The sequence below is a fragment of the Heliomicrobium undosum genome (genome assembly GCF_009877425.1).
In the GTDB taxonomy this organism is placed as follows: Bacteria; Bacillota; Desulfitobacteriia; order Heliobacteriales; family Heliobacteriaceae; genus Heliomicrobium; species Heliomicrobium undosum.
Window position 1 is genome coordinate 65,316 of record NZ_WXEY01000007.1, and the last position, 25,658, is coordinate 90,973.

Genomic DNA, 25,658 nt, shown 5'->3' on the forward strand with positions numbered 1-25,658 from the left:
GCCCCTTGGTAAAAAACGTAGAAGAATTCTCATCACTGATGATGTGAGGAGACGTATTGGTCTTGAAAATCCGTATCGCCAACCTGCGCGCCGGGCTGTCGGAAGACGCCGGGCGCCTTTTGCCAAAAGCGGCCCGCCGGATCGGGTTGAAGCCCGGCCAGATCGAAAACATGACCATCCTGCGTGAGGCCGTCGACGCCCGGAAAAAAGCGGAGATCCGCCTCGTCTACACCGTCGAGGTCACCCTCAAAGCCGGTGTGAAGCTGCAGCCGGGGATCGTGGATAAGGACCCCCAGGTCAGCCTGGTTCCGGAGGAGAAAAAGACGCCGCTCCTGCGCGGCAACCAGCCCCTCTCCCGTCGCCCCGTCGTTGTCGGCGCCGGTCCCTGCGGCTATTTTGCCGCGTTGAAACTTGCCGAGGCCGGGTACAAACCGATCCTGCTGGAGCGCGGCTACGACGTGGACCGGCGGGCGGCGGACGTGGACCGCTTCTGGGAGACGGGGGAACTGAAGGTCGATTCGAACGTCCAGTTCGGTGAAGGCGGCGCAGGCACCTTTTCCGACGGCAAGTTGACGACTCGCACCCATGACCCCCGGATCAACGAGGTCTTTGAGTGGCTCGCCGAAGCCGGTGCGCCCCAGGAGATCCTCTATAAGGCGAAACCCCACGTGGGCACCGATGTCCTGCGCGACGTGGTGCGCAACCTGCGACAGCGCCTGCTGGCGCTAGGTGGGCAGGTGTTTTTCGGCGCCCTCGTGGAAGAACTTGTGTTAGAAAAAACAGCTCTGGGCCGGCGGGTGGCCGGTGTGCGCCTCGCGCCGGGCGTCGAGTTGACCGGCGTAGGGCAGGGGGACAAGGCGCCCGCGCTTCCGATCTCCGGCTCTCCCCGTACCGGCCTCGAACTCGCTGCCGATATAGTCATCCTGGCCATCGGCCACAGCGCCCGCGACACGGCCAAAAACCTTTACGCCCAAGAGGTGGCCTTGGAGGCGAAATCCTTCGCCATCGGCCTGCGGGTCGAACACCCTCAGGGGCTGATCGACCGCGCCCAGTACGGCGAATTTGCCGGCCATGAACGGCTCGGCGTCGCCGACTATAATCTCCATACCAAGCTCGCCGAGGCTGGCAGGACCGTCTTTTCTTTCTGTATGTGCCCCGGCGGTCAGGTGGTGGCGGCCGCATCGGAAGCGGGCGGCGTCGTCACCAACGGCATGAGCGCCTACGCCCGCGATACCGGCGTCGCCAACTCGGCCCTTGTCGCCTCGGTAAACCCCGGCGACTATCCGGAGCCGGGTCCCCTCGGTGGCGCAGCCTTCCAGCGGATCTGGGAGAAAAAAGCCTTCGAACTGGGCGGCGGCGACTACCGCGCGCCAGCCCAGACGGTAGGGGACTTTCTCGCCGACCAGAAGGGAGATTTGTCGGACACCCTCGTCCAGCCCACCTACCGGCCCGGCGTGACGGCAGCCAATCTCCGCGACAGCCTGCCCAAGGAAGTGGGCGAGGCGCTGGCGGCGGGCCTGGCCGACTTCGGCCGCAAGATCCAGGGCTTCGACCTGCCGAAAGCCGTCCTGACCGGCGTGGAGACGCGCACCTCCTCTCCCTGGCGCATCAACCGCGATGAATCGCTGCAATCGCCCGGCATCGAGGGGCTCTATCCGGGCGGGGAAGGGGCCGGCTACGCCGGGGGCATCGTCAGCGCTGCCGTCGACGGCTTGCGGCTGGCTGAGGCCATCATCGTCACATACCGGTTGATGGAGCGCTAGAGGTTGCGGCAGAAGTTGCCGTGAAATGAGACCCTGAATGGGGAAACGACAATTCAAAAGTGGAATAGCCGAAAAGAGAGGGAAATCAAACGTGGGAAAATTATTCGGAACCGACGGTGTGCGCGGTGTCGCCAACAGCGAACTGACGCCTGAACTGGCTTTTAAATTGGGGCGGGCCGGCGCCTATGTGCTCAGCAAGGAAGCGCCCCATCCCCGCATCGTTATCGGCAAAGACACCCGCATCTCCGGCGACATGCTGGAGGCGGCGCTGATCGCCGGCATCACCTCTGTCGGCGGCGAGGCCCTGCCGGTGGGGGTGCTGCCGACACCGGGCATCGCCTACCTGACGCGGGAACTGAAGGCCACCGCCGGCGTTGTCATCTCGGCCTCCCACAACCCTGTCGCCGACAACGGCATCAAGTTTTTCTCCGCCTCCGGCTTCAAACTCCTTGACGCGGTGGAAGAGGAGATCGAGCGTTACGTCCTCGGCGAGAACGGCCAAGCCGTTGACAGCGTCGGCGGCGACACCGAGGGGCATCACACCGACGGGCTGCCGGCGCCGACAGGGACCCAGGTGGGCCGGGTGTGTCCCGTGGTCGACGCGGAGACGATGTTTGTCGAGTACCTGAAGTCCACCGTTCCCGTCGACTTCTCGGGCCTCAAGGTCGTCGTCGACGGCGCCAACGGGGCCGCCTTCCGCGTCGCCCCCCGGATCCTGCGGGAACTGGGCGCCGAGGTGGTCACCATCTTTTGCGAGCCTGACGGCACGAACATCAACGACGGTTGCGGCTCCACCCATCCGGAGAAGCTCGCTGAGGCCGTCATCGCCCATGGGGCGCACATCGGGTTGGCCCACGACGGAGACGCCGACCGGCTCATCGCCGTCGATGAAAAGGGCCGGATCATTGACGGCGACCGGATCATGGTCACCTGCGCCTTACATATGAAAGCCAAGGGACAACTCCCCAAAGACACTGTCGCCGTCACCGTCATGAGCAACATGGGACTGCACCTGGCCCTCAAAGCCGCCGGGATCCACATCCTGGAGACGAAGGTGGGCGACCGCTATGTCCTGGAAGCGCTCCTGGAAGCGGGGGCTGTCTTCGGTGGCGAGCAGTCCGGTCACATCCTCTTTTTGCAGCACAACACCACCGGCGACGGTGTGCTCACGGGGCTGCAACTGTTGACGGTCATGAAAGAGTCAGGGAAGCCCCTGTCCGAACTGGCGGACCAGATGCAGCAACTTCCCCAACTCCTCGTCAACGTGCGCGTCAAGGACAAGACCTGCATGAACGCGCCGGAAGCGCAGGCGGCCGTAGAAGCGGGAAAAGCCAAGCTCGAAGGCCGGGGCCGCATCCTCGTTCGCCCGTCGGGCACGGAACCGCTGATCCGGGTGATGGGGGAAGGCCCCGATCCGGAGGAACTGAAGCAGGTTGTTGAGGAGATCGCTGAGGTTTTTCGGCGCTTTTAGGAACTGTCTTGGTCCGTCGACAGTTTTAGCACAGGTGACTATTTTAGCACCTTTGACTTTTAGACTGTTTGTAGGCCCTATTTAAGCCCCGTTTTACGGAACTGTTTTTCACACGAACCAAATCCGTACACACAAATGGTAAGACCTCTTCCGTATTATGCGGCAGAGGTCTTATTTTCTTCGTAATATCTGAAAGGGTGGGAGAGAAAGGATATTCTTTTTTCGCTCCATTTTTTGTATGATTACGCTAACATCTATTTCAAAAAGGGAGGCTGAACCATGCCTGAGGAAATACTCGGCGCCATCCTGGAGCCGATTGGAGAACTGGTGAGCGGAGCGGCCGACGCAGTGATCGAAGTCGCCGGATCTGTCGTGGATGCAGCCGGATCCGTGATAGATGCAACCGGAAGCGTCAAAGGTGTGGTTGGAAGCGTGATGGACGCAGCCGGATCCGTCATGGATGCGGCAGGTGCGGTGATTGACGCCATCACAAGCCCAGAGCCTGCCTTAGCAAGCCCTGCGTCGAACATTGCAGGGCCGGAGTTGCAAGTGGCAGGCCTGGTTCAGGACGTGAATCCTTTGGCACAGGCAACGGATGATCTAGACCAGGAAACAGATGGTCGAGTCAACGCAATGATCGGCTGCGCGATTGAAGACACGCTGTGGATGATGGACACCTATGGACAAATAAAAGAAGGAAAGAAAAAAGAAAGGGAAGAGGAGGCCAAGTCATAGCCGGAGAGGAAAGTGCGACGCCGCAGGTGAAGATTGATTCACCAAGCGGCGTCGCACAGCATAGGCTATTATGCATCGCCTGCGCGAAAGCCTGACACATTTCTCGGTTCTTCTCCGGTTTCTAGAAGTGATACAACCAGGATCGTCATAGACGGCTTTTTTTCAAAGCGAGGGTTGCGCCAACCTCCCCTCGCTGATACAATGATCATGACTCAGAAAAGGCTGCAAGGTCAGATATGAGAACGACAAATGAATCGCACAGCGCCAGAACCGGCGTCAGCCGGTTGACGAGGCAGGGGTTTATCGAAGTTTTCGGCGGATGCCCCTCGGCCGCTCACGGCCGCAGCCAAGCCACAAATCCCGGGAGCAATCACGGGGACAAAGGGCTGGTGGTGAGTGTCGGGATAGATCTGTGCCTTTCAGCCGCCAACACTCTCGTGAAGAAAGATGCGAGAGCGGCGGCTTTTTTGCACCCTTTTTTCGAGTCGAGCACAATTCCCGGCATCCGAATGAAGAGAGGAGAAATCACCCATGTGCGGTATCGTTGGTTACATCGGCGGCAAAGCAGCCGCCCCTATTCTCGTGGAAGGTCTCAAAAAACTGGAGTACCGCGGCTATGACTCTGCAGGCGTCGCCGTCATGGAAGCGGGCAAGATCGAGGTCCGCAAAGCCAAAGGCAAACTGGCCGTTTTGGAAGGCCGGCTGAGCTACTGCGACTTCGGTTCCCAGATCGGCATCGGCCACACCCGCTGGGCCACCCATGGCAAACCCTCTGATGAAAACTCTCACCCCCACCAGGACTGCCAGGGCGACTTCGCTGTCGTCCATAACGGTATCGTCGAGAACTTCCAGTCCCTTAAAGAAGACCTGATCGCCAAAGGACATACTTTCAAGTCAGAGACAGACACCGAGGTGTTGGCCCACCTGGTCGAGACCTTCTACGAGGGCGATCTGGAAGCGGCCGTCCACAAGGTCGTCGGCGTCATCGAAGGCTCCTACGCCATGGCCTTCCTTTGCCGACTCGAACCCGAGAAGATCGTCGCTGTCCGCAAAGACAGCCCCCTTGTCGTCGGCCTCGGCGACGGCGAATACTTCCTGGCCTCCGACATCCCGGCCATCCTGGCCCACACCCGTCGCACCTACATCTTAAACGATGGCGAGATGGCCGTCCTGACCGCTGAAGGCGCCGTCATCAAAAAGGCGGGCTCCGGCGAGGTCATCGCCAAAGAGGTCTTTGAGGTCAAATGGGACGCCGTGGCAGCCGAAAAAGGCGGCTACGACCACTTCATGATCAAAGAGATTTACGAGCAGCCCAAGGCCTTGCGGGACACCATCAAGGGCCGCTTTAACGAAGACGGCGTCAACCTGGACGAAATCGGCATCGACACGGAACTGCTGCGCAAAGCCAACAAAGTCGTCATCGTCGCCTGCGGCACCGCCTATCACGCCGGCCTCGTCGGTAAATACGTCATCGAAGACCTGGCCCGCATCCCCGTCGAGGTGGACATCGCCTCCGAGTTCCGCTATCGCAACCCGATTATCAATAAAAAGACCCTCGTCATCGTCGTGAGCCAATCCGGCGAAACGGCGGACACCTTGGCCGCCCTGCGGGAAGCCCAGTCCAAAGGCGCGAAAGTCCTGGCCGTCACCAACGTCGTCGGCTCCACCATCGCCCGGGAAGCCGATTCGGTCCTCTACACCTGGGCCGGCCCGGAGATCGCCGTCGCCTCCACGAAAGCATACACGACCCAGTTGGCCGCCATGCTCACCGTCGCACTGGCCCTGGCCCAGTGCCAATGCGCTATGCCTTGCAGCGAGATCAAAGCCATCGCCGAGTCGCTGAAAGCCATCCCCGGCCAAGTGGAAACGGTGCTGGCTCAGGCTGACAAGGTGAAGGAGATCAGCGAACAGATCAAAGGATGGGACGATGTCTTCTTCATCGGCCGCAGCATCGACTACGCCGTCGCCCTGGAAGGCTCTTTGAAGCTGAAGGAGATCTCCTACATCCACGCCGAAGCCTACGCCGCCGGCGAGTTGAAACACGGTACGCTGGCCCTGATCACCGACAACATCCCCGTCATCGCCCTGGCCACGCAGGAGCAGGTCCTCGACAAGACCGTCTCCAACATCCAAGAGGTGAAAGCCCGCGACGCCTATGTCATCGCCGTGGCCCAGGAGGGGAACAAGGAGATCGCCAAGTTCGCCGAACACGTCCTCACCATTCCGCGCACCCATGCAGCATTGACTCCGATCCTGGCGGTTGTGCCGTTGCAGATGCTCTCGTACTACACGGCTGTGGCGCGGGAGTGTGACGTCGATAAGCCGAGGAATTTGGCGAAGAGTGTGACGGTGGAGTAGAACAATGAAAAAATAGCAGGACATGCATAATATTTTAGTTTGCTTAACGACCTTTGATTTAATATACATATCAAAGGTCGCATTTTTTTTAATCATTTTAGCATAGAAATAAAGTTATTTAAATTTATCGTACTAAAAGAAGATATAGAATACTTAGTATCGGAGGAATAGATTTTGTAGGCCAGTGTGTGCGTTTAACATTTGTAAATGGAGACTATATTAAAGAATGGAAGAATAATAACTAATAAAAGCGACGATTAAAGAGAAATTAGATGGTTGTCCCTTTGAAGTTTCATGATTTAGTTATTAAGAGGTACTTACGAATATAAGGAGATTTTATGCTTAAGTCTGACTATATACAGATTATTAGAAAAATTGAGCCGGAAATTGACAGGTTGTTGATTATTATTGAGCAACAATTGAAATACGGAAAAAATAAGAAGGCTGCAGAAAACTACAGATTACTTTCTAGATTAATGTATTCTAAGCGATATATTCATTTTGCTATAGTTTTTTTAGAAAATGCCTTTTCTGTTTTTCTGGATTTACAAATGTATTTAAAAGGGATAACTTGCTTAGAAAGTAAAATTGAATTATTAGACCAATTAAATGACATTCAAGGAAAAGCTCAAGTATATGAACAAATGGCATCTGTTCAGAAATATTATTTGCGGGATTATAATCGTGCGGGTTATAATTATTCAGCGTCTGCTCGGTATTACGAAATGATTCAGAATTATATTGCCGCTACCAAAAAAGCGGATTATTCTTTTGAATGTTTTGAAAAAGCAAATAATAAACTAAAAGCTAAAGATTCTCTTAACCATGCGATACGGGTATCAATAAAAGCAGGTATGATTAATAGGGCAGCATACTTCGTAAATACTCTCTATAATAGGATTAAGGATGATTATTCAAGTAGTTATTTAGCGCTATGTCATAAAGGATTTTATACAAATAAAGAAATAGACCCAAGGAAAGCGCTTTTTTACGTAGAGAAATTAATTATTGCTCATTTTGAACGGGGGATAGTTCAAAGGAATCTAAAACACTTTCTGTTAGAAGCCCAAAAGTTACACTTGAGTGTATTTAAATGTAGAGATGATAGACTACTGAGTAAAATTAGAGAGACTTCTTCCAATTCAAATGAACTAATGAGCATATACATGGACTTTTCATCATTTGCAAGTAATATTGGCTTATTTGATGAAGCGAGTTACTTTAAAATATTGTACTACGATGAAGAACTAAAAGTGTTAAAGAATGAGAAACAAGCTACTAAATATTTAGCCTACTATTGGTGGAAGGTAACTAGTAATTATGGTGAAAGCTTATCGAGATGGATGATTACTTCATCTTTGATTGTAATTGTATTTGGAATTATTTTTTCTGCTCCCTCATGCCCACAGTTTTTCCCTGAAGATTTGAAACAATTTTTGTATAGTGCTAAACCTGAAATTAAAGTGTCAAGTGAATTGAGCTTCTATACTCCTTTTTACTTTAGCATTGTAACCTTTACCACATTAGGATATGGAGATATAACGCCAAACAATTTATATGCACATATATGGGTTACGTTAGAAGTAATTGTTGGATATTTTATGCTAGGAGGTCTCATTACTATATTTACAAAAAAAGTAATGAGATAGCTGTGCTTTTTCTCGTATTAATTGGTTTTGCTCTTCGCTGTTTTATTTGGGTGAAGATATGTTTTTCTGAAAACTTATCAACGACTTACTTAGTGATCAGGAAGTGGGGCAAAAAACGACCAATCGCCTTGGTCTTGCTGTCACGCAGCGACAGATCAATGTGGTCGAAGCGGAGACGATGTCGTGCTGATCGCCTGCACGGGACTGCCAGAGTATTCCCGCGCCACCTTTGGCGTTATCTCCATGGTAGGGGACAAACAGGCCGAACTCATCGATCGGACGCTGCGGAACCGCTTAGAAGCGGAGTACATCCAGCGCCGGATACAGTGCGGCAACCCCTCGCAGTTTTAAGGGGACGAGCGGGATGATCTTTTTGTCGATGGTCAACTCGCCCAATGACATGGGCGGTCCGCTGACCCGGAGAACCGAAGGCTATCAGGATCTATACAAGAAACGGTATAACGTCGCCGCCAGTCGGGCGAGGGACCAGATGTGGGTCGTCTATTCGCTCCATCCCGACACCGATTTACAGGATGGCGATCTGCGGCTACAGTTGATTCGGCATGCCCAAGACCCTTACAACCTCCTAAACCTGTTCGAACAAAATCGAAAGAACCTAATTCGGAATTTGAAAAACAGGTGCTGAAACGGCTGCTGTTGGCCGGCTACAAGGTCACACCGCAGTGGAAGGTGGGCGCCTACCGGATCGACATGGTGGTGGAAGGCGCCGGACGCCGTCTTGCTATCGAATGCGACGGTGACAAGTACCATACGGCGGAGAACTTAGCGGAAGATATGAACCGGCAAGCCATCCTTGAGCGCCTGGGTTGGCGCTTTGCACGGATCCGAGGCAGCCAGTTCTTCCGGTATCCCGACCAGACGATGCAGTTGATTTTTGACAAGTTGACTCAAATGGAGATTCCGCCGGAAGGGGAGCAGAACGCTTCGACGATTGCCGTTCATGGTGAGTTAAAAGATCGAGGGTCCGTAGAGCCATGGAGATTCAACGAACATGGCGGGAGACGGACCGGACCGGTTGGTACCCTTTAATCGATGTTGGTAATATACACAATTATATTAAACCTGCCGTCCTCGCTGCGAGCGAAGCGGCAGGTTTTTTCATGGGGGTTCTTTTGTTCTTAGCCGAGGCTAGCATTTTCGTAAAAAATACGATAGTTTATTCCAAAAAATAGAAGATACCGGACTTGTGACTGTGTTATACTACAGTTAAAAAATGGCCTTGAAAAATAGGATTGCTGTTTTGTCGCATTCCCCGCAGTTGAAGGGCAGCAACCCGAGAATAAGCTGATGAAGCGTTATTTTGAACAAATTTGAATGATGGGTTGGTGGATAGCATGAATCAAAAAGAAATACGCTGGCGCCAACGCTTTGAGAATTTCGATAAAGCCTATCGCCAGTTTCATGCGGCGAATTCTGACTTTGACCGGTTGAATTTGCTGGAGAAAGAAGGCATGGTTCAGAGATTTGAATACACCTTTGAGTTAGCCTGGAAAACACTGAAAGATTATCTAGAGGCCAATGACGTGATCGCCAAGTTTCCTAGAGATGTGATCAAAGAAGCTTTCCGCTATGAACTGATCGAAGACGGAGATACATGGATGGATATGCTGGAAAGCCGAAACGTACTGACCCATACCTACAATGAAGAGCGGTTTTCCATCGCTCTGAAGAAGATCAATGGGGAATACGCTTCTGCCATCAGTCAAGTCCACCAGCGGCTAGCATCTTATGTTGAAACGGGGCATTGAGATGAGATTCGGCATATCGCTTAAGAGCATGGAGATCATCATTGGCGCGTTACAGCGGATAGACGTCATCGAAGGAGCAGCGATATTCGGAAGTCGCAGTATGGGGAATTTCAAACATGGATCTGATGTCGATATTGCTGTATATGGGGCGCATATATCGGAACAGGTAGTGCAGGAACTGAATGCGGATTTAAACGAACGATTGCCTTTGCCTTATTACTTTGATGTCATTCACTACGAGGGCGTAACGCATCAGGGGTTAAAAGAACACATCGACCGCTATGGAAGGCAGTTTTATACTCGCCCATTGCCCAGACCAAAGGAAATCTGCCTGGAAACGCTCCGATAAGCCCCAAAAAACGACCTGCCATCCTCGCTTAGAGTGAAATGGCAGGTTTTTTTATGGGACGACAAGGCCGATTCTGGCCCAAGTTGTTTGCTCTTATTTCTGCTCATATACGTGACACAGGAAAATGGTATGGAAGGTGGATGATTGGGAAATACTTTTTCTGCATTTGAAAAGACTGTTGGGGGATACGATGGATAACCAAACGATTTCTTGGATATTATTCATAGTACCTTGGGTAACGATTTTACTCATGAATAACGACGATAAAAAACGTTTTGTTCCTGCAGGTTTATTCTCAGGAATTACCAGCGGACTTATTTATCAGTTAGGCATGATCGCTGATCTGTGGTACTTCAAAGACGTAAATTTTCCGGTCATTATGTACGGTCTATTCGCAGTGGCTGCAATATGGGTGCTAAAGTTTACCTTCGGTCGGTTTTGGGTATATACCATTACGAACGCAATTCTGGATGCAGGCTTTGCTTATGTTATCTTCCCTTGGTTTGGGAGAAAAGGACTAATTGGTGTAGGTGATTGGACAAGTTTATTTGTTTATACGATTAATTTTATACACGCTGCACTCATCTACGGATATCAGATGTGGCAAGATGACATATTTAAAACAAATGAAAAAACCAAAATGGCCCTTAATGTACAACCGGTGCCGGCAAGGAGATTCGATGATAAGAATGAAGAAGGCATCGATTAAAAGACCATTTACGAAATGAGATGAATGAGGAAGGAAGGGGAAGGAGATGTTAATCTACTCATTCAAGGCCAGACAGATCGACGGGCAAGACGTAAGGAGGATTTCCAATGAGCATCTATGATTTCAAAGTGAGAACGATTGGCGGCAAGGAAGTTTCGCTATCCAATTACAAAGGAAAAGTTTTACTCATTGTGAATACGGCAAGCAAGTGCGGATTCACTCCGCAGTACGAAGAATTGCAAAAACTGTATAACACCTATGCCGATCGAGGGTTAGAGATCCTTGGTTTCCCAAGCAATCAATTTGCCGAACAGGAGCCGGGGAGCAACGAAGAGGTTCAACAATTTTGTCAAATTAACTATGGGGTAAGCTTCCCGATGTTTGAGAAAATAGAGGTGCGAGGAAAGAACGCGCATCCTTTATTCAACTTCTTAACTCACGAAGCGCCCTTCCGCGGGTTTGACCTCGACCATCCCATTGGCGGAAAACTGCAGGACGTATTGAAGGATAATTTCCCTGAGATGTTAGAAGGGGATTCGATCAAGTGGAACTTTACGAAGTTTCTCATTAACCGGCAAGGCGAGGTCGTGGGGCGGTATGAGCCGACCACTACGCCGCTGTCAATGAAAGAGGATATTGAAAAGTTACTCTAAATCCCGCATTGCGATTACGTGGCTAACGCCTATTCAGGCCTTGCCAGTTACTCCGACCTTATTCCGGCATATGAATGAAGCGCCACAGCGCGAACAAGGTTTGCGTTGTGGCGCTTTTTCGGTTTTACCGATGCTATTCCTTCTGGCTAAAGCGGAAGCTGTTTCGGATGATTCTTCTGATATAATGTCTTTAAGCATGACAGGACTTCAGGCGCGTACTTTTTTGGAATGCAAGTGTATTGACGGCAAAAATAAAAGAGGTAGTGAAGCATGTTTGTCATCTACGAAAAGGAAAAGCAAAAGCTTCCCATCAAGGTATGGCTGGAGTCGATCGAACAAATCGAACCCGGCTGCCTGGAACAGGCAATCAACCTCTCCAACCTTCCCTTTGCCCTGCACCATATCGCGCTGATGCCCGACACACACCAGGGATACGGCATGCCCATCGGCGGCGTGTTGACCACGGAAAATGTGATCGTGCCCAATGCCGTCGGCGTCGATATCGGTTGCGGCATGATTTTTAGTCAGACCAACATCCCGGCGGAATTGCTAAAAAATACGCAGACGAAAAGCGGGTCCCTATTGCAGATCATCGTCGGCGATATCCTGCGCAATATCCCGACTGGTTTTGCCCATCATCCCAAGGCGCAACCGCTTTCCGAAGAGTTCCAGGAGATGGTGAACAGCACGAAACCGGTGGCGGCGCAGCATGAAGAACTGTGCAAGCGAATCTTCCCTTCCTGCCTGCATCAAGTCGGAACCCTGGGCGGGGGCAATCATTTTATCGAAGTGCAAGAAGATGAAGACGGCATGATCGCGCTGATGATCCACTCCGGCAGCCGCAATGTGGGCAAACAGGTATGCGACTACTTCAATAAGCGGGCGAAAGCCTTGAATGAAAAGTGGTTGTCCACAGTCCCGTCAGAGATGGACCTGGCCTTTCTTCCGACCGATACGGCGGAAGGGAGAGATTACATCCGTTTCATGAATTTTTCTCTCGCCATGGCCAAAGAGAACCGGCAACAGATGATGACGAAAGTCCAAGAAATCCTCGCCAGATATACGGAAAAGTTCACCGGCTTCACGAACATTGAGTTTTCCATGGAAGTCAACGCCCACCACAACTATGCCGCTATGGAACATCACTTCGGCAAGAATGTGTGGGTCCATCGCAAGGGCGCCATTCGCGTTCGCGAGGGAGATTACGGGATCATTCCCGGCGCCATGGGGAGTTTCAGCTATATCGTAAAGGGAAAGGGCAATCCGGACTCCTTCATGACCTGTTCCCATGGCGCCGGCCGCAAAATGGGGCGCAAAGAAGCAGCGAGACAGATCTCGGTGGAACAGACGATGGTCGACCTGAAACAGCAGGGCGTCGTGCTCGGAAAAAATAAGAAGAGCGACGTGGCCGAAGAAAGCCGCTTCGCCTACAAAGATATTGACTTCGTCATCCACAATGAGTTGGACTTGATTGAACCGGTGAAGAAATTGAAAACCGTCGGTGTTGTAAAAGGGTAATAACATGGGGGGTGAAGAACCTGACGAGATACTTTTTAGCTAATATATTGTTCATTCCGTTTTACTTCGGATTACCTGTTGTACTTGTCATGGGGATTAATACTTTTAAAGAACCGATGGATTATTACTTTGGCATGCCTTTTGTTACCTTCCTACTCGCTTTTATGATTGCGCTTATCCCTAATTTTATTGTTTTTGCCGTTGGTCAATTTACGCATAGGAAGAACAAAGAAGAAATGATGAAGAACTTATGGCGTTTTGCAAAGATTACGTTGCTTGTATCTGTTGCATTAACAATACTAACATCAATATATTTATTTAGAACGATAACGTATCCGTAAAAAACCCTGCCATCTCTTTCGATGGCAGGGTTTTGAATAGTTCAGCCGATCAGGTGCAATACGAATCGATCAGTCTAAAGGGGGCATCCTGGCGGTGCGGCATCGCCTGCACCCGGTGCAGCAGTTCCACCCATTCGTCTGCGGAGAGGCGCAAGGAATTTCGCTCCTCCAACCGCATTTCAATGGCAGACAGGTCCGGTTTGGGAAACTCTTTGTACTTCCAACTGCCCAGGGTGACCGAAAAGGGAGAGTGCTGGGAACCCATGCGGTAGGTCACGTGGACGAGGTGACCGTTGGGGAGGCGCAGTTCCACCGTCTCATAGCAAGGATGAACATGATTTTGCTCGATGTAGTCATAGAACTGCTCGGGCAACAAATCGCGGAGAACCGAGGGTTTGCTTTGGAAAAGGCGCTTCCAAAACTCGCGCATGTTCATCCTTCCTTTCTCGCGTAATGGGCTTGCGATCACAAACTGGGATGCATGGAACACTTTGGAATTCGAAAAAATGCTTTTGCCCCACCATAAAAATTAAAATCTTCACAAACAGGGGATTTAAAAAGGCCATATTGGCGTTGTTGTAGAAGGTTTGATCAATATCGCCCTGTTTTTTGTGTATAGATTGATTATAGTGGACACAAGCTTCGAAGCATAATGCAAATTTGGTATATAGGGTATAAGTTTAAGTTATGGCATTATTTGTGTTTTCCCTGTGGAACGGATGGTCATCCATGCTGGTAAAGTCCAGCATGGATGTTTTTTCGCGTTTCTTTATGCTTATTTACTGCTGAAGATCTGCCTGTAGGCGGTCGGCGTTACATACGCAGAGAGCTTTCCCTTACCGAAGAGGAGCTTCAGATTTCCCAACATCAACATGTACCGGATATCGATGATCGCCTTCATCATCATCGCCAACCTGCCATGCAGTTTGACGCCAAAGACCTCTCCTACCGCATCATGGCTGCCGATGGAAGCCACCGTGCCCTTTATAAAGGGAACAAATTCCTTCAATTCTACATCTTCGCTGCCTCGCACTAATGCGGCTATATTCTCTGCGCACACCGCCGACTGCAAAATGGCCAGTTGGGCCGTTGGGGGGAAGGGACGTCCGGTGTGCGTGTCGGTTACGACAGAGCAGTCGCCGAGGACGAAGATATTCTCATGGCCGGGCGCGCGAAGGTCTTTTCCTGCCGGAATCCGGCCGCGAACCGTTTCGAAGTTTTCGTTGCAGACGACCGTATTGCCCTGGACGCCGCCGGTCCAGATGACAGTGGCTGGCGCGATGCGTTCTTCACCCGCCTCGCTCAGCAGCGTGACCCCCCGGCTGTCGACGGATTGAATTTTGGTCGAGAGGCGGAACTGGACACCCAGGCTTTCTAGGGAGGCTTTGGCGTACTCTGCCATGGCGGGATCGAATCCGTTCAAAATGTTGGGCGCGCCTTCTACGTTGAGCACCTGAACACGCTGCCGGTCGATGCCGTGCTGCCGGCAGAGGGCGGGGATCCGTTCAGACAGTTCAGCGGCAAACTCGATGCCGGTAAAACCGGCCCCGCCGACGACGAAGGTCAGATGCTGCTGTTTTTCTTGCGCTTCTTTATTCCGGGCGAATTCGGCGAAGCGGGCCTCGATGGCGTGGCGGATCCTGCGGGCGCTGTTCATGCTGCGGATGGCGAGGGCGTGTTCTTTGATCCCGGCGATGCCGAAGGTGGCTGGTTCAAAGCCGAGGGCCATCACCAGGTAATCATAGGCCAACGGTTCTCCGTGGCAGAGTACCACGCGCTTCGCCGCTGTCTCGACTTCCATCACCGTGTCTTTGATGAAGCGGACGCGCTCAGAGTCGATGACATCCCTGATCGAAATAGTGATGCGCTCGTCATCGACGGTTCCGGCGGCCGCCTCATGGAGCCAGGTGGTCAGGTAGTGGTAATTGTGCTTATTGACGAGCACGATTTCGGCCTCATCGCGCCGGAGAATTTTTTGCAACCTTCTGGCCGTCAAGATTCCTGCGTAACCGGCGCCCAATATAACAATGCGAGGCTTTTTCGTTTCCATACACGGTTCCCTCCGATAAAAAATCGTATTAATTAAAATTCTCACAAACAGGGTATTTGAAAAGGCCATATTGACACTTGTACAAGGTTTGGTCAATATCGCCCCGTTCCTGTCTATGGAATGATTATAGTGGAGGCCTAGGTATTAGCAAAATGCATATTCGTCATAGATCATATAAATTATAGTAATGACGATGGAAACGAACATCCATGCAGGGCAGCAACACTGGGCGCCTAAAAAAAACGAACATCCGTACTGGACTTGTCCAGTACGGATGTTCGTTTTTTCACGTAAATCAGATTTCGAGGATGAATGCTGATCTCCGGGGTTGTTATGATGACCGGGGATATTTATTGTTCAACAAAAACGACAAGAATGCCTTTGCAGCGGTCCGCAACGGAACTGTCTTTAAGTGCGCCACCCCAACATGGCGCGGAGGGATGACGGTCAGCGGTGTGATTTCATAGAGGGAACCGCCGGCCAGTTCTTCGGAGATGAAGTTTTTAATCACAAAGGCTACGCCGAAGTCGATCCGGGCGAAGCGAATCAGTAGTTCGAAGTCGCTCAGTTCGAACTCCGGTTTCAAGGAAAGGTTGTGCTGGGCAAAGATTTTCTCGATGTAGATACGGGAACTGCTCCCCTTCTCCAGCAGGATCAACGGGGACTCGGTTATTTCCTCCAAGGAGCGCGGCTGTTCGGCCAGGTGTTTGTACTTTTCGCCGGCGACAAAACAGTCCTGGATCTCAAAGACCTCATGGACGGTCAAATGCTCCGTCGACGATGGGTCGCTGACAACCGGGGAATGGACGAAGCCGATATCGATCTGGCCTCGTTTCAGCAAACGAATCGTAGCAGGCGTGTTCTCGTTGGTCACATGGATCCGGATACCGGGGTAAGCCTGTTTGAACGTCTTCAGGTGAGGCGGGAGGAATTGCTTGCAGATCGTATCGCCTGCAGCGATGATGATCTCGCCTTTTTCCAGTTCCTTCACTTGGACGAGCGTCTTCTCGCCGGAGGAAATGAAGCTAAAGGCTTGTTCGATATAGGGGAAAAGGAGTTCCCCTTCTTTCGTCAGCTTTACGCCTTTAGGTGTCCGGAAAAAGAGCACGCAACCCAGTTTTTCCTCCAACTGCTGGATCGAGCGGCTCACAGCCGGTTGGGTTATGTACAACTGTTCTGCCGCTTTCGAGATGCTGCCTTCCTTGGCGACGAGATAAAAGGCGCGGTAAAGCTCTGTATTAACGAACATAGCATTCCTTTCAAACGGTCAAAGGGTTGAGTATGGAACTCTCCTTTTTGACGATTTGCAAGTTCAAACATGCGCTCGCAGGCAAGCGCAACTCAGGCGCGCCAACGATTGCGTTATTCTTGTCCGTCATCATCGCCGTCAAACTTGCTTTCATGAATGTCCAACGAAGCGTTCGCCAACTTCGAAAAGACCTTGTTGATGGTCATCATCCGGTTCTCCACTTTTTTCGCTGCGGCGTCGAGGGTAAAGCCTTCATCGAGAAGATCCTGGATCAGCAGGATTTTCTTAATGTTCAGATAGTCATACCTGCGAGTAGCTCCCTCGCCTTCTTTAACCGATTCGACAATCCCCTTTTCTTCCCAATAGCGAATTTTCCGGGTAGGGACGCCCGTGATTTCCGAAACCTCTCCGATGCCGACGATCAGTTTTTTCAGGAAGTCAAGGTCGAGCAACGGGTCAAAGTTGCCAGTACCGCTCATGGTTTTCCCTCCGATACCTTATGTAACGATTTTACATCAAAAGGAGCTCCGTGACAAAGGTCAAGTCTTTACGTTACCATCCCCTTGGTGGCCCTATTCAGTGGACAGTTTCATGTGCCGGCACCTCAGTCAATGGCTGAATTGGAACAGCGTCTTTTTCTTTCTGGGAGGGGTGTACCTCGTTGCCTCTCGCTCGTTGGCCAGTTAGGTGGCGCCAACCGGGGGATTGCGGTGACCATTTACACCTTCTGCTACCTAATCACTTTTGAATCGCTCAGTCTCCTCTTGGGCATGGCGCTCATGCTATCTATTGGGATCAAGGAAGAACCAGCCAATTAATCGTGAGGCGAAATGCCAAATCCGCAATTGTGTAGAACCATCTATGCCGGGCAACCTCGTCATGGATGGTTCTTTCTTTGCTAAGACAAGTGCGCAACGAAAGGGTATAATAGTAGAGGGAATAACCACATCGAATATGAGGGAAAACATGGCCGACTATATTCTGACCTACACCAAGAAGAAGTTCTACCCGCTGGAACCGGCGATGGCGGACATCCACATCGAAGACATCGCCCATTCCTTGTCCCTGATGACCCGGGCCAACGGGCATTTCAAGCGTTTCTATTCGGTGGCTCAGCACACCGTCAACTGCTGCAAGGAAGCCCAAAGCCGCGGTTATTCGGAGCGGGTTCAGTTGGGATGTCTGCTCCACGACGCAAGCGAAAGCTACATCTCAGATTTGACGCGACCGGTCAAGCGGAATCTGCCAGAGTATTTCCGGATCGAAGAAAAACTGCAAAGTCTCATCTACCGACGATTTGGCCTTGGCGATCTATCAGAAGCGGAATTAAAACAGATCGAGACGGTCGATGACGCCCTGCTCTTCTGGGAATTCCAGGCCTTATTTGATGAACAGATTTTCGATACAGCCCCGGCAAAGACGATGGACCATGACTTTTCCCAGCGGGACTTTACCCATGTGGAGCAGGAGTTCCTTCACCTTTACCGCCGTTTGACAGGGGGATAGAAGGAAGTGCATTATGATCAAACTGTGCGCGTGAGGAACGTCCCATGCCGGACAGTCGCGGAATTCTCATGCAGATGGTGCACGCAAGACATTTAATGTAAAAAAAGGAATACCCTGTTAGATGTAGAAGAGTAAAAAATAAAGTGAACCTGAGGTAGATGAGGCGTATAAGGCGGAACGTAAGGAGGTGCAGCCCTGACGAACTTTGTTTATGTAGACCACTCCAACGTGTGGATCGAGGGACAGCGTCTGAGCGCCATAAAAAAAGGCTATGCCGATACAGGGATAGTCTTTGATACGCAGTGGGTCTATGATTTTGAGGCGTTATTATACGTCGTTGCCGACGGGGAATATGTTCGCGCCAAACTATACGCCTCCGAGGCGCCGGGAAGCGGGAGGCAGATGTGGGGAATGGCCGAGAAGTCCCGCTATGCTGTGGAATTGATACCGAGAAGCGCTGCGAACAAAGAAAAAGCGGTCGATACGAAAATGATCTGGGACGTCGCCTGGGATATGAAGGGACGCTCGCCCAACCACAACAAGGTCACCATTGTCGCCGGCGACAAGGACTTCCTGCCGGCTGTCGAGGGTCTCCGGGAAGCCGGTTTCTTCGTCACGGTGGCTTCTTGGGAGCACTCTGCCAGCGGTCAACTCAAGCGCAGGGCCTCCCGTTTTATCTGTTTGGATGATTTTTTTCATGCTTTGACCTATTATAAGACGACGTCCTAAGGGACCCATTGCCGGAAAGCGCACGGAACTTCACGTTCTTGTGCGCTTACTTTTTTATATATTAAAATCTAAATAAGTTTGAATATTCTGATAAAATATTTGCCGGATTTTTTGTATCTCTCCCGTTTCTATTGGCTTTGTCGATTAGAGAGAGCTAAAGGGAGTCTGGCCAGCGCTTGAAAACGATAAGCCTGAAAGATAATTTGAGGCGCGATTCCTCTCAAATGAGAATCGCGCCTCTTTTTTTATGGAAAAAATGGAACTTGATAATAAAAAAATCTTTAAAGGATGTTTTTCGTTACTGAAAAGATGATATTGAGGTTGGATAAAAAATACACCTTTAACTTTTTCAATAACGTTAAAATTGCAAATAAATTACATAGTAACCAATAGCTTTTTAAACATCTTAAAACTTTTTCCGAAAAAATCGTTCTTTGTCATCAGTTTTGGTTGTTGTAATGAAGTTTAATCCCTATCGTAGTTCTTTTTGTGAAAATTCAATACCTTGTCGCGCTAGTTATAACTCAAAACCAAAACAATCACAATATGCAAACCGTAATTCCAATTAATTATGAAAGAAAAAGAAAGGGCGATAAGTATGGACGTTGATGGTAAACCAATAAGATCACTTGATCACTATACATTCGGTACTATATATACTCACTATTACCCGAAAATTTACAAGTACATACTAAGGCGGATCGGAAACCCAGATATCGCGAATGATTTGGCGGGTCAGACCTTTGAGCAGGCATTTATTAAAAAGATAACTTACCATCCCGAAAAAGGAACAGTCTCTTCATGGTTGTATGCGATTGCCCACAATATTGTCGTGGATTACAAGCGTAGCGCAAGAAATACCGTTTCCCTTGACGCATTGTCCATCGTGCCCAGCAGCACCGATAAAACCCCGGAAATTATCACCCTTTCCAATGAGACAACGGCACAGTTAAACAGGGCATTGTCAAAACTATCTGAACGAGAGCGAAAGGTCGTTACCCTGAAGTATGTGTCTGGACTGGCCAACCGGAAAATTGCACGGATGATGAATCTATCAGACCAAAATGTCGGCGTTATTTTATTCCGCACACTGCGTAAGCTACGAAGAATCATGGAAAAAAGCGATTAATCTTGTTCGCAAAAAGCCGGTAGGCCGTCGGCGTCCTCCGGCTTTATTGCGATGCAAAAGCATCGTCGATCTGTGATTCTCTGAAAAAAGTTTTTCATGCAAGAAGGAAAAATCAAATATATATCGAAAGTAGTAATCGTTAGCTATTACATAATAAAGGGAGGAACAACATCATGAAAAAGTTCGTCTGTGTGATCTGCGGGTATGTCCATGAAGGGGATGCCGCTCCTGAATTTTGCCCCACCTGCAAGGCCCCGGCCAGCAAGTTTGAGGAAAAAGCCGCCGGCGCGCTGAAGTGGGCCGACGAGCACCGGATCGGTGTTGCCGCCGGCGTCGATGCCCAGGTGGTAGAAGGCCTGAAAATGAACTTCGTCGGCGAGTGCACCGAAGTGGGCATGTACCTGGCCATGAGCCGTCAGGCTGACCGGGAAGGCTTCCCCGAAGTGGCCGAGGCCTACAAGCGGATCGCCTTTGAAGAAGCGGAGCACGCCGCCAAGTTCGCCGAGCTGCTGGGCGAAGTCGTCTTCCCCTCCACGAAGAAGAACCTGGAACTCCGCGTGGAAGCCGAGTATGGCGCATGCCAAGGCAAACTCGACCTGGCGAAGCGGGCGAAAGAACTGGGCCTCGACGCCATCCATGACACTGTCCACGAGATGTGCAAGGACGAAGCCCGCCACGGCGCCGCCTTCAAAGGCCTGCTGGATCGCTGCTTCGGGAAGTAATCATACTAGCGAAAGGAAGAGGGACCAAGCCCGGTTGCAAAACCGAGGCCGGGTCCCTCTTTTTTGATATGGAAGAGGTCGGATTCACCTGATAGCGGTGGAGCCGACCTTTTTTGCATGATAGCTTATAAAAAAGAATGGGTTTGAAATGATTTCTTGCCCTAGACGTATTAACAATTGGGTTGCATGAAAAAAATTCCAATTATGGATAAATGGAGGTGGTAGGTCGGCATTAAGAGTGTTTTATCTGCTTAACTGGGTTTCTTAGCAGATCGATCGTAAACAAAAAACGATGGAGGATGATGATGGTGAGCCAGTACTCTGTGGTGTTCAAAAACAATTCTTCGAATTTCGGGACTGTGTGCCTCTATCAGACTTGTCCGGAACTGGATGCTGACGTCATGTCCCTGGCCTGGTTTTCCAAGTCCGCTCATCCCACGACCAAATTGACCTTCAAATGGGATATCAAGTACAGCTTCATCTGGGATGAAACCGGCGTTCTGGTGCCGGGCGTCGTCTTCGACGCTTCTCAGACCTGGGATGCAGACTTGTCCAACAACAATGCAATCACCTTCACCAAGCAGAACGGCGCCTACACCTTTAAGGATCTCGTCCGGGGAGAAAAGGACGGCATGTTGCAGATCACGGAGGACTACACGGTCCCTGTCAAGCAAGCTGCCGTCGGCATCGGCATGTCCGGGGCCGGAACCTTCGTGAAGCAGGCCCAGCCGAACATGACGCTGTTCTTCAAGCCCCATCCGGAATACTGGATCACCTTCGGCAACTATGTCCAAGGTCAAGTCCTTGACGTGACGGAGATCACCAACAAGGCCAAGATCGAGTTCGGTCCCGGCATTTACCAGATGGTCGCCGTTCTGAAAGACGACAACTCCTGGGAAATCACCGATAATACGGGAGCGCTTTGATCGGGATTGAACAGTAAAATATCGGGAGGTTGATTCTCATGGCGACCAAATACTCAGTGGTGTTCAAAAACAATTCGACGAACTTCGGAAAAGTGTGCATCTACCAGACCAATCCGGCCTTGGGTCCCGATGTGATGTCGCTGGCGTGGTTTTCCAAAGCGGCTTTCCCGACGACGACGATGACTTTTACCTGGGAGATCAATTACAGCTTTATCTGGGATGAAACCGGCGAATTGGTCCCCGGCGTTGTCTTCGATGCTTCCCAGACATGGGATGCAGACTTGCAAAACCTCAACTCGGTTACGTTCTGCAAGGAAAACGGCGCCTATACCTTCAAGAACCTGACGAGGGGCGCCAAGTCTGGCGTGCTGCAATTGACGGAAGACTATACGGTTCCGCTGAAGCAAGCGGCTGTCGGCATCGGCATGTCCGGTTCCGGAACCTTTGTGAAACAGGCGCAGCCGAACATGAACCTTTTCTTCAAACCCCATCCCAACTACTGGATCACCTTCGGCAACTATGAGCAGGGAGAAGTGCTCGACCTGACGGAAATCACCAGCAAGGCGAAGATCGAATTCAGCCCCGGCAGCTACAAAAAAGCGGTCACCTTAAAAGAGGACAACACTTGGGAACTGATGGATGTGAAATAAGCCGGTTCACAAGTGGGGTCTAGGTGTAAAAAAAGCCGCTGACAGTGTCAGCAGCCTGTGGTGGGGGGGGAGACCCCCCATCTTTTGTTTTCGCGATCATGTTTAGTGGCGCCTGTCTTCAAACTCGTACAAGGAACGCTCCAAGCGAACCTGCTCAGTCAATTTCTCAGATTCGGCCATCATCCTTTCGGCCTCGTGATTGGGATGCCAGCCCGGTTGCCGGATTCCGGCGAAGGGAGGTTGCAGCAAATTGTAGTTCCGGTCTATGTATAAGCTTTTTCCCGGCAGGAAGGAGTATTCGAGGCTGTTGCGGGCGAACTCTTTCAACTCGCGGTAGGAAATCTGAAAATCGTTGACCGCTTTTACGTACTCCATCGTCAGATTACTGCGATTGATCCCTTCATCGTCGGTGTTCAGCGTGATGGGGACGCCGGCTCTGCGGTATAGGGGGAGAGGATGCCGGTCTCCGGCCACGTTCAGGATGCCGGCATTGCTGGACAGATCTCTTTTAAGAAAGCCGTCAGGAGGGGTTGATTGCCTTTGACCTCGTCAAAGTATCGAATCGTTGCGCTTTCGTCGGCAAAAACCGCCTGCGTCGGCGCCGCCAGCAGGGCGGCGACGGCGATCACCTGGAAAACTCCTTTGAACAGGTTGGTACGATGATTCATAGGCTACCTCCTTAAAAATCATTGAAATGAACTTCGGCCTAATTATCTATATAAAAAGCCCTCTTCTCGGCTATGAAAAACAGAGGAGAGGGCTGAATGGGCATCCTTATATTGACAATCTCAGTCTATGATCTCATGCTTTTTATGTCAATCGATGATTGGCGCAAGGCCTGATTGGTTGGAAGAATGCCTTTTTTGGCAGACGGCGCGACTGAATCATGACGGAAGGAAATGCCACGGGTTGGCCTGGAAATTGACCATATTCGCTTGACTTGATTCGTGAAATCGGTTACGCTACATCTTAGTCAAAATGAGAGGATGACCTTGATGCGCTTCTAATCCTATCAAAAGCAAACAATGGTTCTCGAAAAAGAACTTGTTTCTGGATAGGATTCGTGCGCGCATTTTTAACCAAAAGGTACATGTCAACCGGTGGCGTCACCGGGGCTATGATCTTTTTGCCGCATCGCCTCCTGTCCAGAAACGGATCAGGAGGCTTTATTTATGTCCAAAACGGGTCTTGCGCTGTTGCGCAACCGCGTGGTGCAGGCGATCCTGCTCTCCGGTGTCTTTCTTCAGATCGGGATCTGGGTGCGCAATTTCGCCGTGCTGCTCTATGTGGTGGAGATGACCGGGGAGGACCCCTTCGCCGTCTCGATGGTCTCTGTCGCCGAGTTTGCGCCCATCTTCCTGTTTTCCTTTATCGGCGGCACCTTTGCCGACCGCTGGCGGCCGAAGCGTACCATGATCTGGTGCGAGTTTCTCAGCGCCCTGTCGGTCTTCGCCGTCTTGTTGACCCTGATGGCCGGCTCCTGGCAGGCCGTCTTTTTCTCCATGTTCTTTTCGGCCATCCTGTCGCAGTTCTCGCAACCCTCTGGGTTGAAGCTGTTCAAACTGCACGTGGCCGGCGACCAGGTGCAGGAAGCCATGTCCCTGTACCAGACCGTCTTTTCCGTTTTCATGGTCTTTGGCCCGATCCTGGGGACCTTTATCTTTCAGGCTTTCGGGATTTACCTCTCTCTCGCTGTCACCGGGCTGGCGTTCCTGCTGTCTGCGGCAGCCCTGCTGGTGCTTCTGCCGGAGAAGGATCCGCACGAAACGACGCGGATCCAGTCGGCGGTGCGCAAAGAGATGGTCGAGGGTGTCCGCTACGTCCTGGCCAATCGGTCGCTGACCCTGCTAGGCGCCTGTTTTTTGGCTGCCGGCTTGGGCCTCGGCGTGATTCAGCCATTAGGCGTGTTTCTGGTGACGGAACGGTTGGGCCTGGCCAAAGAAAGCTTGCAGTGGCTGCTCACCGCCTACGGAATCGGCACCATCTTGGGCGGTTTCTTGACGATGAACCTGGCCAGCCGGCTGGCGCCGCAAAAACTGCTCGTCGTGGGCATGTTTTTCGACGCCCTCGGCATGGTGATCACCGGGGTGTCGACTGTGCCCTGGCTGACTATCCTGGCTCACCTGCTCAGCGGGCTTTCGCTCCCGAGCATCGTCACCGGTATCAATACGATGATCCTGCAAAACACGGAGACGGATTTTGTCGGTCGCGTCAACGGCATCCTCAACCCCTTGTTCACCGGTGCGATGGTCGTCACCATGTCGGCAGCGGGATTGCTCAAGCAGTGGTTCCCTCTTGTCGCCTTGTACATCGCCGCTGGGGCGTGCTTTTTCGTGGGGCTTCTGTTTATCCTGCCTCTGTATAATCTGCCGGCTGTGGGGAAGGAACTGAGCAGTCAGTCGTAATAAATGAGAAACGCCGCCAGAACGGATTTGTTCAGGCGGCGTTTTTCCGATGAATCAACCTTTTTCGATGTACTGCACGACGATCCGGCGAAAACCGACCATCCCTTTCAGGGCTTTTACTAAATGCTCATCAATGATACCCTGTTGATGAAGGATTTCAAACATCTCGCGGCTGTTTTTAGGAAGACCCCATCCACGCGCGGCGATTACATGGGCAGCCATATCGATGGCGATCTCGCACATGCGCTGGATATTGAGCACGATGGCATCCTGTTTGGTGTAATTGGTCAAATTGTCCGGGTTCTGGGCGTATTCCTCTTGAACGCGCCGCCAACAGCGTTCTATGCTTTCGCGTTTGTTCCAGGCTACATCAGGAATCATGGGCGCGCATCCTCTCTCTTTCGGCATCAAAGATACACTGGCGCTCCTCGTTCAACCGGGCGTATTTCTTCAGTGTTAAGGCATGGAAGGCGAGCAGTCGTTCACTATTACGGCAGAAGATGACCTGGCCTGTAGACAATATCTGCGCTTGAAACACCGTAGAAGCCGTCGATAGGTCGATGAGGTCCACATCGCGATTCAGCGAGAGGGACAATTCCTGACTAAGGCGAAAAAGGGCAAGTTCATCCAAGGACCTGTCTGCGAGAAAAGCGACATCGATATCGCTCTCCGGGCCCAGTCGGTTCTTCGCTCCCGAACCGAACAAGACAATCGCAATTGGCGAAAGCCTTTCTTTCAATATGGAGATAATCAAGGACTTTTCGGCTTCTAAAGAGAAGGTTGCCATGGGAAGCCTCCCGTCCGGTATGTTGATTGAAAATCTTATATAACATTATCATATCATTTTCCTGATATTGTAATCAATCGGAGAGACGATTTTCTCCCGATTTACTTATTTGGTATACGCCATTCTCCATTCATCATTTTGCATCCCCATCATTGACCTTTTTCAGCCCGTTTTCATTGTTTCGTCTTAT

Annotated in this window: 29 protein-coding genes; 21 read left to right on the top strand and 8 right to left on the bottom strand. The window is 51.1% G+C overall.

The features are described 5' to 3' along the window. Positions 1 to 62: 62 nt before the first annotated feature. The 14 genes from GTO91_RS08550 to GTO91_RS08615 all read left to right on the top strand — a co-directional run bounded on the left by GTO91_RS08550 (position 63) and on the right by GTO91_RS08615 (position 13,315). A complete protein-coding gene (locus tag GTO91_RS08550; protein ID WP_161257810.1) occupies positions 63 to 1,763 on the top strand; it encodes an NAD(P)/FAD-dependent oxidoreductase in 1,701 nt (566 codons plus the stop codon). Between the two features lie 91 nt (positions 1,764 to 1,854). After that, positions 1,855 to 3,234, top strand: coding sequence for a phosphoglucosamine mutase (glmM, locus tag GTO91_RS08555; protein WP_161257813.1), 1,380 nt, complete (start codon positions 1,855 to 1,857; stop codon positions 3,232 to 3,234). Positions 3,235 to 3,513: 279 nt separating this feature from the next. Then, positions 3,514 to 3,969: a hypothetical protein gene (locus GTO91_RS08560; protein WP_161257816.1), complete on the top strand. Its 456-nt coding sequence runs from the start codon at positions 3,514 to 3,516 to the stop codon at positions 3,967 to 3,969. Between the two features lie 531 nt (positions 3,970 to 4,500). Then, the gene (gene glmS / locus GTO91_RS08565; protein ID WP_161257819.1) at positions 4,501 to 6,327 is read left to right on the top strand and encodes a glutamine--fructose-6-phosphate transaminase (isomerizing); all 1,827 of its coding nucleotides are present in this window, start codon (positions 4,501 to 4,503) and stop codon (positions 6,325 to 6,327) included. A 338-nt stretch (positions 6,328 to 6,665) separates the two neighbouring features. Further along, complete coding sequence (locus tag GTO91_RS08570) at positions 6,666 to 7,976, top strand: potassium channel family protein (protein ID WP_161257822.1); 1,311 nt, start codon at positions 6,666 to 6,668, stop codon at positions 7,974 to 7,976. Between the two features lie 183 nt (positions 7,977 to 8,159). After that, positions 8,160 to 8,327, top strand: coding sequence for a hypothetical protein (locus GTO91_RS08575; RefSeq protein ID WP_161257825.1), 168 nt, complete (start codon positions 8,160 to 8,162; stop codon positions 8,325 to 8,327). 13 nt (positions 8,328 to 8,340) lie between these two features. Continuing rightward, positions 8,341 to 8,622 (top strand): hypothetical protein, encoded by a 282-nt coding sequence (locus GTO91_RS08580; RefSeq protein WP_161257828.1) that lies wholly within the window; start codon positions 8,341 to 8,343, stop codon positions 8,620 to 8,622. Then, the gene (locus GTO91_RS08585; protein ID WP_161257831.1) at positions 8,616 to 9,026 is read left to right on the top strand and encodes a DUF559 domain-containing protein; all 411 of its coding nucleotides are present in this window, start codon (positions 8,616 to 8,618) and stop codon (positions 9,024 to 9,026) included. Before GTO91_RS08580 ends, GTO91_RS08585 begins: the two co-directional genes overlap by 7 nt. 305 nt (positions 9,027 to 9,331) lie before the next feature. Continuing rightward, positions 9,332 to 9,745 carry an HI0074 family nucleotidyltransferase substrate-binding subunit gene (locus tag GTO91_RS08590; RefSeq protein WP_161257834.1) on the top strand — a complete coding sequence of 138 codons (414 nt, stop codon included), beginning with the start codon at positions 9,332 to 9,334 and terminating at the stop codon, positions 9,743 to 9,745. A 28-nt stretch (positions 9,746 to 9,773) separates the two neighbouring features. Next, positions 9,774 to 10,094 carry a nucleotidyltransferase domain-containing protein gene (locus tag GTO91_RS08595; RefSeq protein WP_235919361.1) on the top strand — a complete coding sequence of 107 codons (321 nt, stop codon included), beginning with the start codon at positions 9,774 to 9,776 and terminating at the stop codon, positions 10,092 to 10,094. Positions 10,095 to 10,230: 136 nt separating this feature from the next. After that, positions 10,231 to 10,803, top strand: coding sequence for a hypothetical protein (locus tag GTO91_RS08600; RefSeq protein WP_161257840.1), 573 nt, complete (start codon positions 10,231 to 10,233; stop codon positions 10,801 to 10,803). A gap of 107 nt (positions 10,804 to 10,910) precedes the next feature. Continuing rightward, positions 10,911 to 11,456: a glutathione peroxidase gene (locus GTO91_RS08605; protein ID WP_161257843.1), complete on the top strand. Its 546-nt coding sequence runs from the start codon at positions 10,911 to 10,913 to the stop codon at positions 11,454 to 11,456. A gap of 270 nt (positions 11,457 to 11,726) precedes the next feature. After that, complete coding sequence (locus tag GTO91_RS08610) at positions 11,727 to 12,974, top strand: RtcB family protein (protein WP_161257846.1); 1,248 nt, start codon at positions 11,727 to 11,729, stop codon at positions 12,972 to 12,974. A gap of 11 nt (positions 12,975 to 12,985) precedes the next feature. Beyond that, a complete protein-coding gene (locus tag GTO91_RS08615; RefSeq protein WP_161257849.1) occupies positions 12,986 to 13,315 on the top strand; it encodes a hypothetical protein in 330 nt (109 codons plus the stop codon). Positions 13,316 to 13,364: 49 nt separating this feature from the next. Here GTO91_RS08615 and GTO91_RS08620 read toward each other — a convergent pair whose 3' ends face one another. From GTO91_RS08620 to GTO91_RS08635, 4 genes are all read right to left on the bottom strand, one after another. Continuing rightward, complete coding sequence (locus tag GTO91_RS08620) at positions 13,365 to 13,745, bottom strand: hypothetical protein (RefSeq protein WP_161257852.1); 381 nt, start codon at positions 13,743 to 13,745, stop codon at positions 13,365 to 13,367. Positions 13,746 to 14,090: 345 nt separating this feature from the next. Next, on the bottom strand, positions 14,091 to 15,365 hold the full coding sequence (locus GTO91_RS08625; protein WP_161257855.1) for an NAD(P)/FAD-dependent oxidoreductase: 1,275 nt from the start codon (positions 15,363 to 15,365) through the stop codon (positions 14,091 to 14,093). A 331-nt stretch (positions 15,366 to 15,696) separates the two neighbouring features. After that, positions 15,697 to 16,614, bottom strand: coding sequence for a LysR family transcriptional regulator (locus GTO91_RS08630; protein WP_161257858.1), 918 nt, complete (start codon positions 16,612 to 16,614; stop codon positions 15,697 to 15,699). Positions 16,615 to 16,727: 113 nt separating this feature from the next. Next, a complete protein-coding gene (locus tag GTO91_RS08635; protein WP_161257861.1) occupies positions 16,728 to 17,093 on the bottom strand; it encodes a MerR family transcriptional regulator in 366 nt (121 codons plus the stop codon). 487 nt (positions 17,094 to 17,580) lie between these two features. On the opposite strand from GTO91_RS08635, the gene GTO91_RS08640 reads away from it, so the two are divergent. The 6 genes from GTO91_RS08640 (at position 17,581) to GTO91_RS08665 (ending at position 22,276) form a co-directional block, all read left to right on the top strand. Then, a complete protein-coding gene (locus GTO91_RS08640; protein ID WP_161257864.1) occupies positions 17,581 to 18,120 on the top strand; it encodes a phosphohydrolase in 540 nt (179 codons plus the stop codon). Between the two features lie 228 nt (positions 18,121 to 18,348). Then, a complete protein-coding gene (locus GTO91_RS08645) occupies positions 18,349 to 18,849 on the top strand; it encodes an NYN domain-containing protein (protein WP_161257867.1) in 501 nt (166 codons plus the stop codon). Positions 18,850 to 19,447: 598 nt separating this feature from the next. After that, the gene (locus GTO91_RS08650) at positions 19,448 to 19,978 is read left to right on the top strand and encodes an RNA polymerase sigma factor (RefSeq protein ID WP_161257870.1); all 531 of its coding nucleotides are present in this window, start codon (positions 19,448 to 19,450) and stop codon (positions 19,976 to 19,978) included. Between the two features lie 173 nt (positions 19,979 to 20,151). After that, a complete protein-coding gene (locus tag GTO91_RS08655; protein ID WP_161257872.1) occupies positions 20,152 to 20,700 on the top strand; it encodes an NADH peroxidase in 549 nt (182 codons plus the stop codon). Positions 20,701 to 21,008: 308 nt separating this feature from the next. Beyond that, complete coding sequence (locus tag GTO91_RS08660; protein ID WP_161257874.1) at positions 21,009 to 21,626, top strand: protein rhiA; 618 nt, start codon at positions 21,009 to 21,011, stop codon at positions 21,624 to 21,626. 38 nt (positions 21,627 to 21,664) lie between these two features. Then, positions 21,665 to 22,276: a protein rhiA gene (locus tag GTO91_RS08665; RefSeq protein WP_161257877.1), complete on the top strand. Its 612-nt coding sequence runs from the start codon at positions 21,665 to 21,667 to the stop codon at positions 22,274 to 22,276. Positions 22,277 to 22,378: 102 nt separating this feature from the next. Here the strand turns inward: GTO91_RS08665 and GTO91_RS08670 are convergent, their stop codons facing one another. Both GTO91_RS08670 and GTO91_RS08675 read right to left on the bottom strand, forming a co-directional pair. Next, positions 22,379 to 22,750, bottom strand: a complete 372-nt coding sequence (locus tag GTO91_RS08670; RefSeq protein WP_161257879.1) for a hypothetical protein — start codon at positions 22,748 to 22,750, stop codon at positions 22,379 to 22,381. A 2-nt stretch (positions 22,751 to 22,752) separates the two neighbouring features. After that, positions 22,753 to 22,944, bottom strand: coding sequence for a hypothetical protein (locus tag GTO91_RS08675; RefSeq protein ID WP_161257882.1), 192 nt, complete (start codon positions 22,942 to 22,944; stop codon positions 22,753 to 22,755). A 504-nt stretch (positions 22,945 to 23,448) separates the two neighbouring features. Here GTO91_RS08675 and GTO91_RS08680 point away from each other — a divergent pair. Beyond that, on the top strand, positions 23,449 to 24,681 hold the full coding sequence (locus tag GTO91_RS08680; protein ID WP_161257885.1) for an MFS transporter: 1,233 nt from the start codon (positions 23,449 to 23,451) through the stop codon (positions 24,679 to 24,681). Between the two features lie 54 nt (positions 24,682 to 24,735). On the opposite strand, the gene hepT is transcribed toward GTO91_RS08680, so the two are convergent. Both hepT and mntA read right to left on the bottom strand, forming a co-directional pair. Then, positions 24,736 to 25,062, bottom strand: a complete 327-nt coding sequence (hepT, locus tag GTO91_RS08685) for a type VII toxin-antitoxin system HepT family RNase toxin (RefSeq protein ID WP_161257887.1) — start codon at positions 25,060 to 25,062, stop codon at positions 24,736 to 24,738. Beyond that, on the bottom strand, positions 25,052 to 25,468 hold the full coding sequence (gene mntA / locus GTO91_RS08690) for a type VII toxin-antitoxin system MntA family adenylyltransferase antitoxin (protein ID WP_161257890.1): 417 nt from the start codon (positions 25,466 to 25,468) through the stop codon (positions 25,052 to 25,054). Before mntA ends, hepT begins: the two co-directional genes overlap by 11 nt. Positions 25,469 to 25,658 lie beyond the last annotated feature (190 nt).

Bases quoted from the DNA above. Each gene is read 5' to 3' on its own strand.
- GTO91_RS08675 (WP_161257882.1), bottom strand. From the start codon at position 22,944: ATGAATCATCGTACCAACCTGTTCAAAGGAGTTTTCCAGGTGATCGCC.
- GTO91_RS08665 (WP_161257877.1), top strand. From the start codon at position 21,665: ATGGCGACCAAATACTCAGTGGTGTTCAAAAACAATTCGACGAACTTC.
- GTO91_RS08635 (WP_161257861.1), bottom strand. From the start codon at position 17,093: ATGAGCGGTACTGGCAACTTTGACCCGTTGCTCGACCTTGACTTCCTG.
- GTO91_RS08620 (WP_161257852.1), bottom strand. From the start codon at position 13,745: ATGCGCGAGTTTTGGAAGCGCCTTTTCCAAAGCAAACCCTCGGTTCTC.
- GTO91_RS08630 (WP_161257858.1), bottom strand. From the start codon at position 16,614: ATGTTCGTTAATACAGAGCTTTACCGCGCCTTTTATCTCGTCGCCAAG.
- GTO91_RS08650 (WP_161257870.1), top strand. From the start codon at position 19,448: ATGGACGTTGATGGTAAACCAATAAGATCACTTGATCACTATACATTC.
- glmS (WP_161257819.1), top strand. From the start codon at position 4,501: ATGTGCGGTATCGTTGGTTACATCGGCGGCAAAGCAGCCGCCCCTATT.
- GTO91_RS08680 (WP_161257885.1), top strand. From the start codon at position 23,449: ATGTCCAAAACGGGTCTTGCGCTGTTGCGCAACCGCGTGGTGCAGGCG.
- GTO91_RS08590 (WP_161257834.1), top strand. From the start codon at position 9,332: ATGAATCAAAAAGAAATACGCTGGCGCCAACGCTTTGAGAATTTCGAT.
- mntA (WP_161257890.1), bottom strand. From the start codon at position 25,468: ATGGCAACCTTCTCTTTAGAAGCCGAAAAGTCCTTGATTATCTCCATA.
- GTO91_RS08595 (WP_235919361.1), top strand. From the start codon at position 9,774: ATGGAGATCATCATTGGCGCGTTACAGCGGATAGACGTCATCGAAGGA.
- GTO91_RS08640 (WP_161257864.1), top strand. From the start codon at position 17,581: ATGGCCGACTATATTCTGACCTACACCAAGAAGAAGTTCTACCCGCTG.
- GTO91_RS08560 (WP_161257816.1), top strand. From the start codon at position 3,514: ATGCCTGAGGAAATACTCGGCGCCATCCTGGAGCCGATTGGAGAACTG.
- hepT (WP_161257887.1), bottom strand. From the start codon at position 25,062: ATGATTCCTGATGTAGCCTGGAACAAACGCGAAAGCATAGAACGCTGT.
- GTO91_RS08625 (WP_161257855.1), bottom strand. From the start codon at position 15,365: ATGGAAACGAAAAAGCCTCGCATTGTTATATTGGGCGCCGGTTACGCA.
- GTO91_RS08610 (WP_161257846.1), top strand. From the start codon at position 11,727: ATGTTTGTCATCTACGAAAAGGAAAAGCAAAAGCTTCCCATCAAGGTA.
- GTO91_RS08605 (WP_161257843.1), top strand. From the start codon at position 10,911: ATGAGCATCTATGATTTCAAAGTGAGAACGATTGGCGGCAAGGAAGTT.
- GTO91_RS08570 (WP_161257822.1), top strand. From the start codon at position 6,666: ATGCTTAAGTCTGACTATATACAGATTATTAGAAAAATTGAGCCGGAA.
- GTO91_RS08580 (WP_161257828.1), top strand. From the start codon at position 8,341: ATGATCTTTTTGTCGATGGTCAACTCGCCCAATGACATGGGCGGTCCG.
- GTO91_RS08655 (WP_161257872.1), top strand. From the start codon at position 20,152: ATGAAAAAGTTCGTCTGTGTGATCTGCGGGTATGTCCATGAAGGGGAT.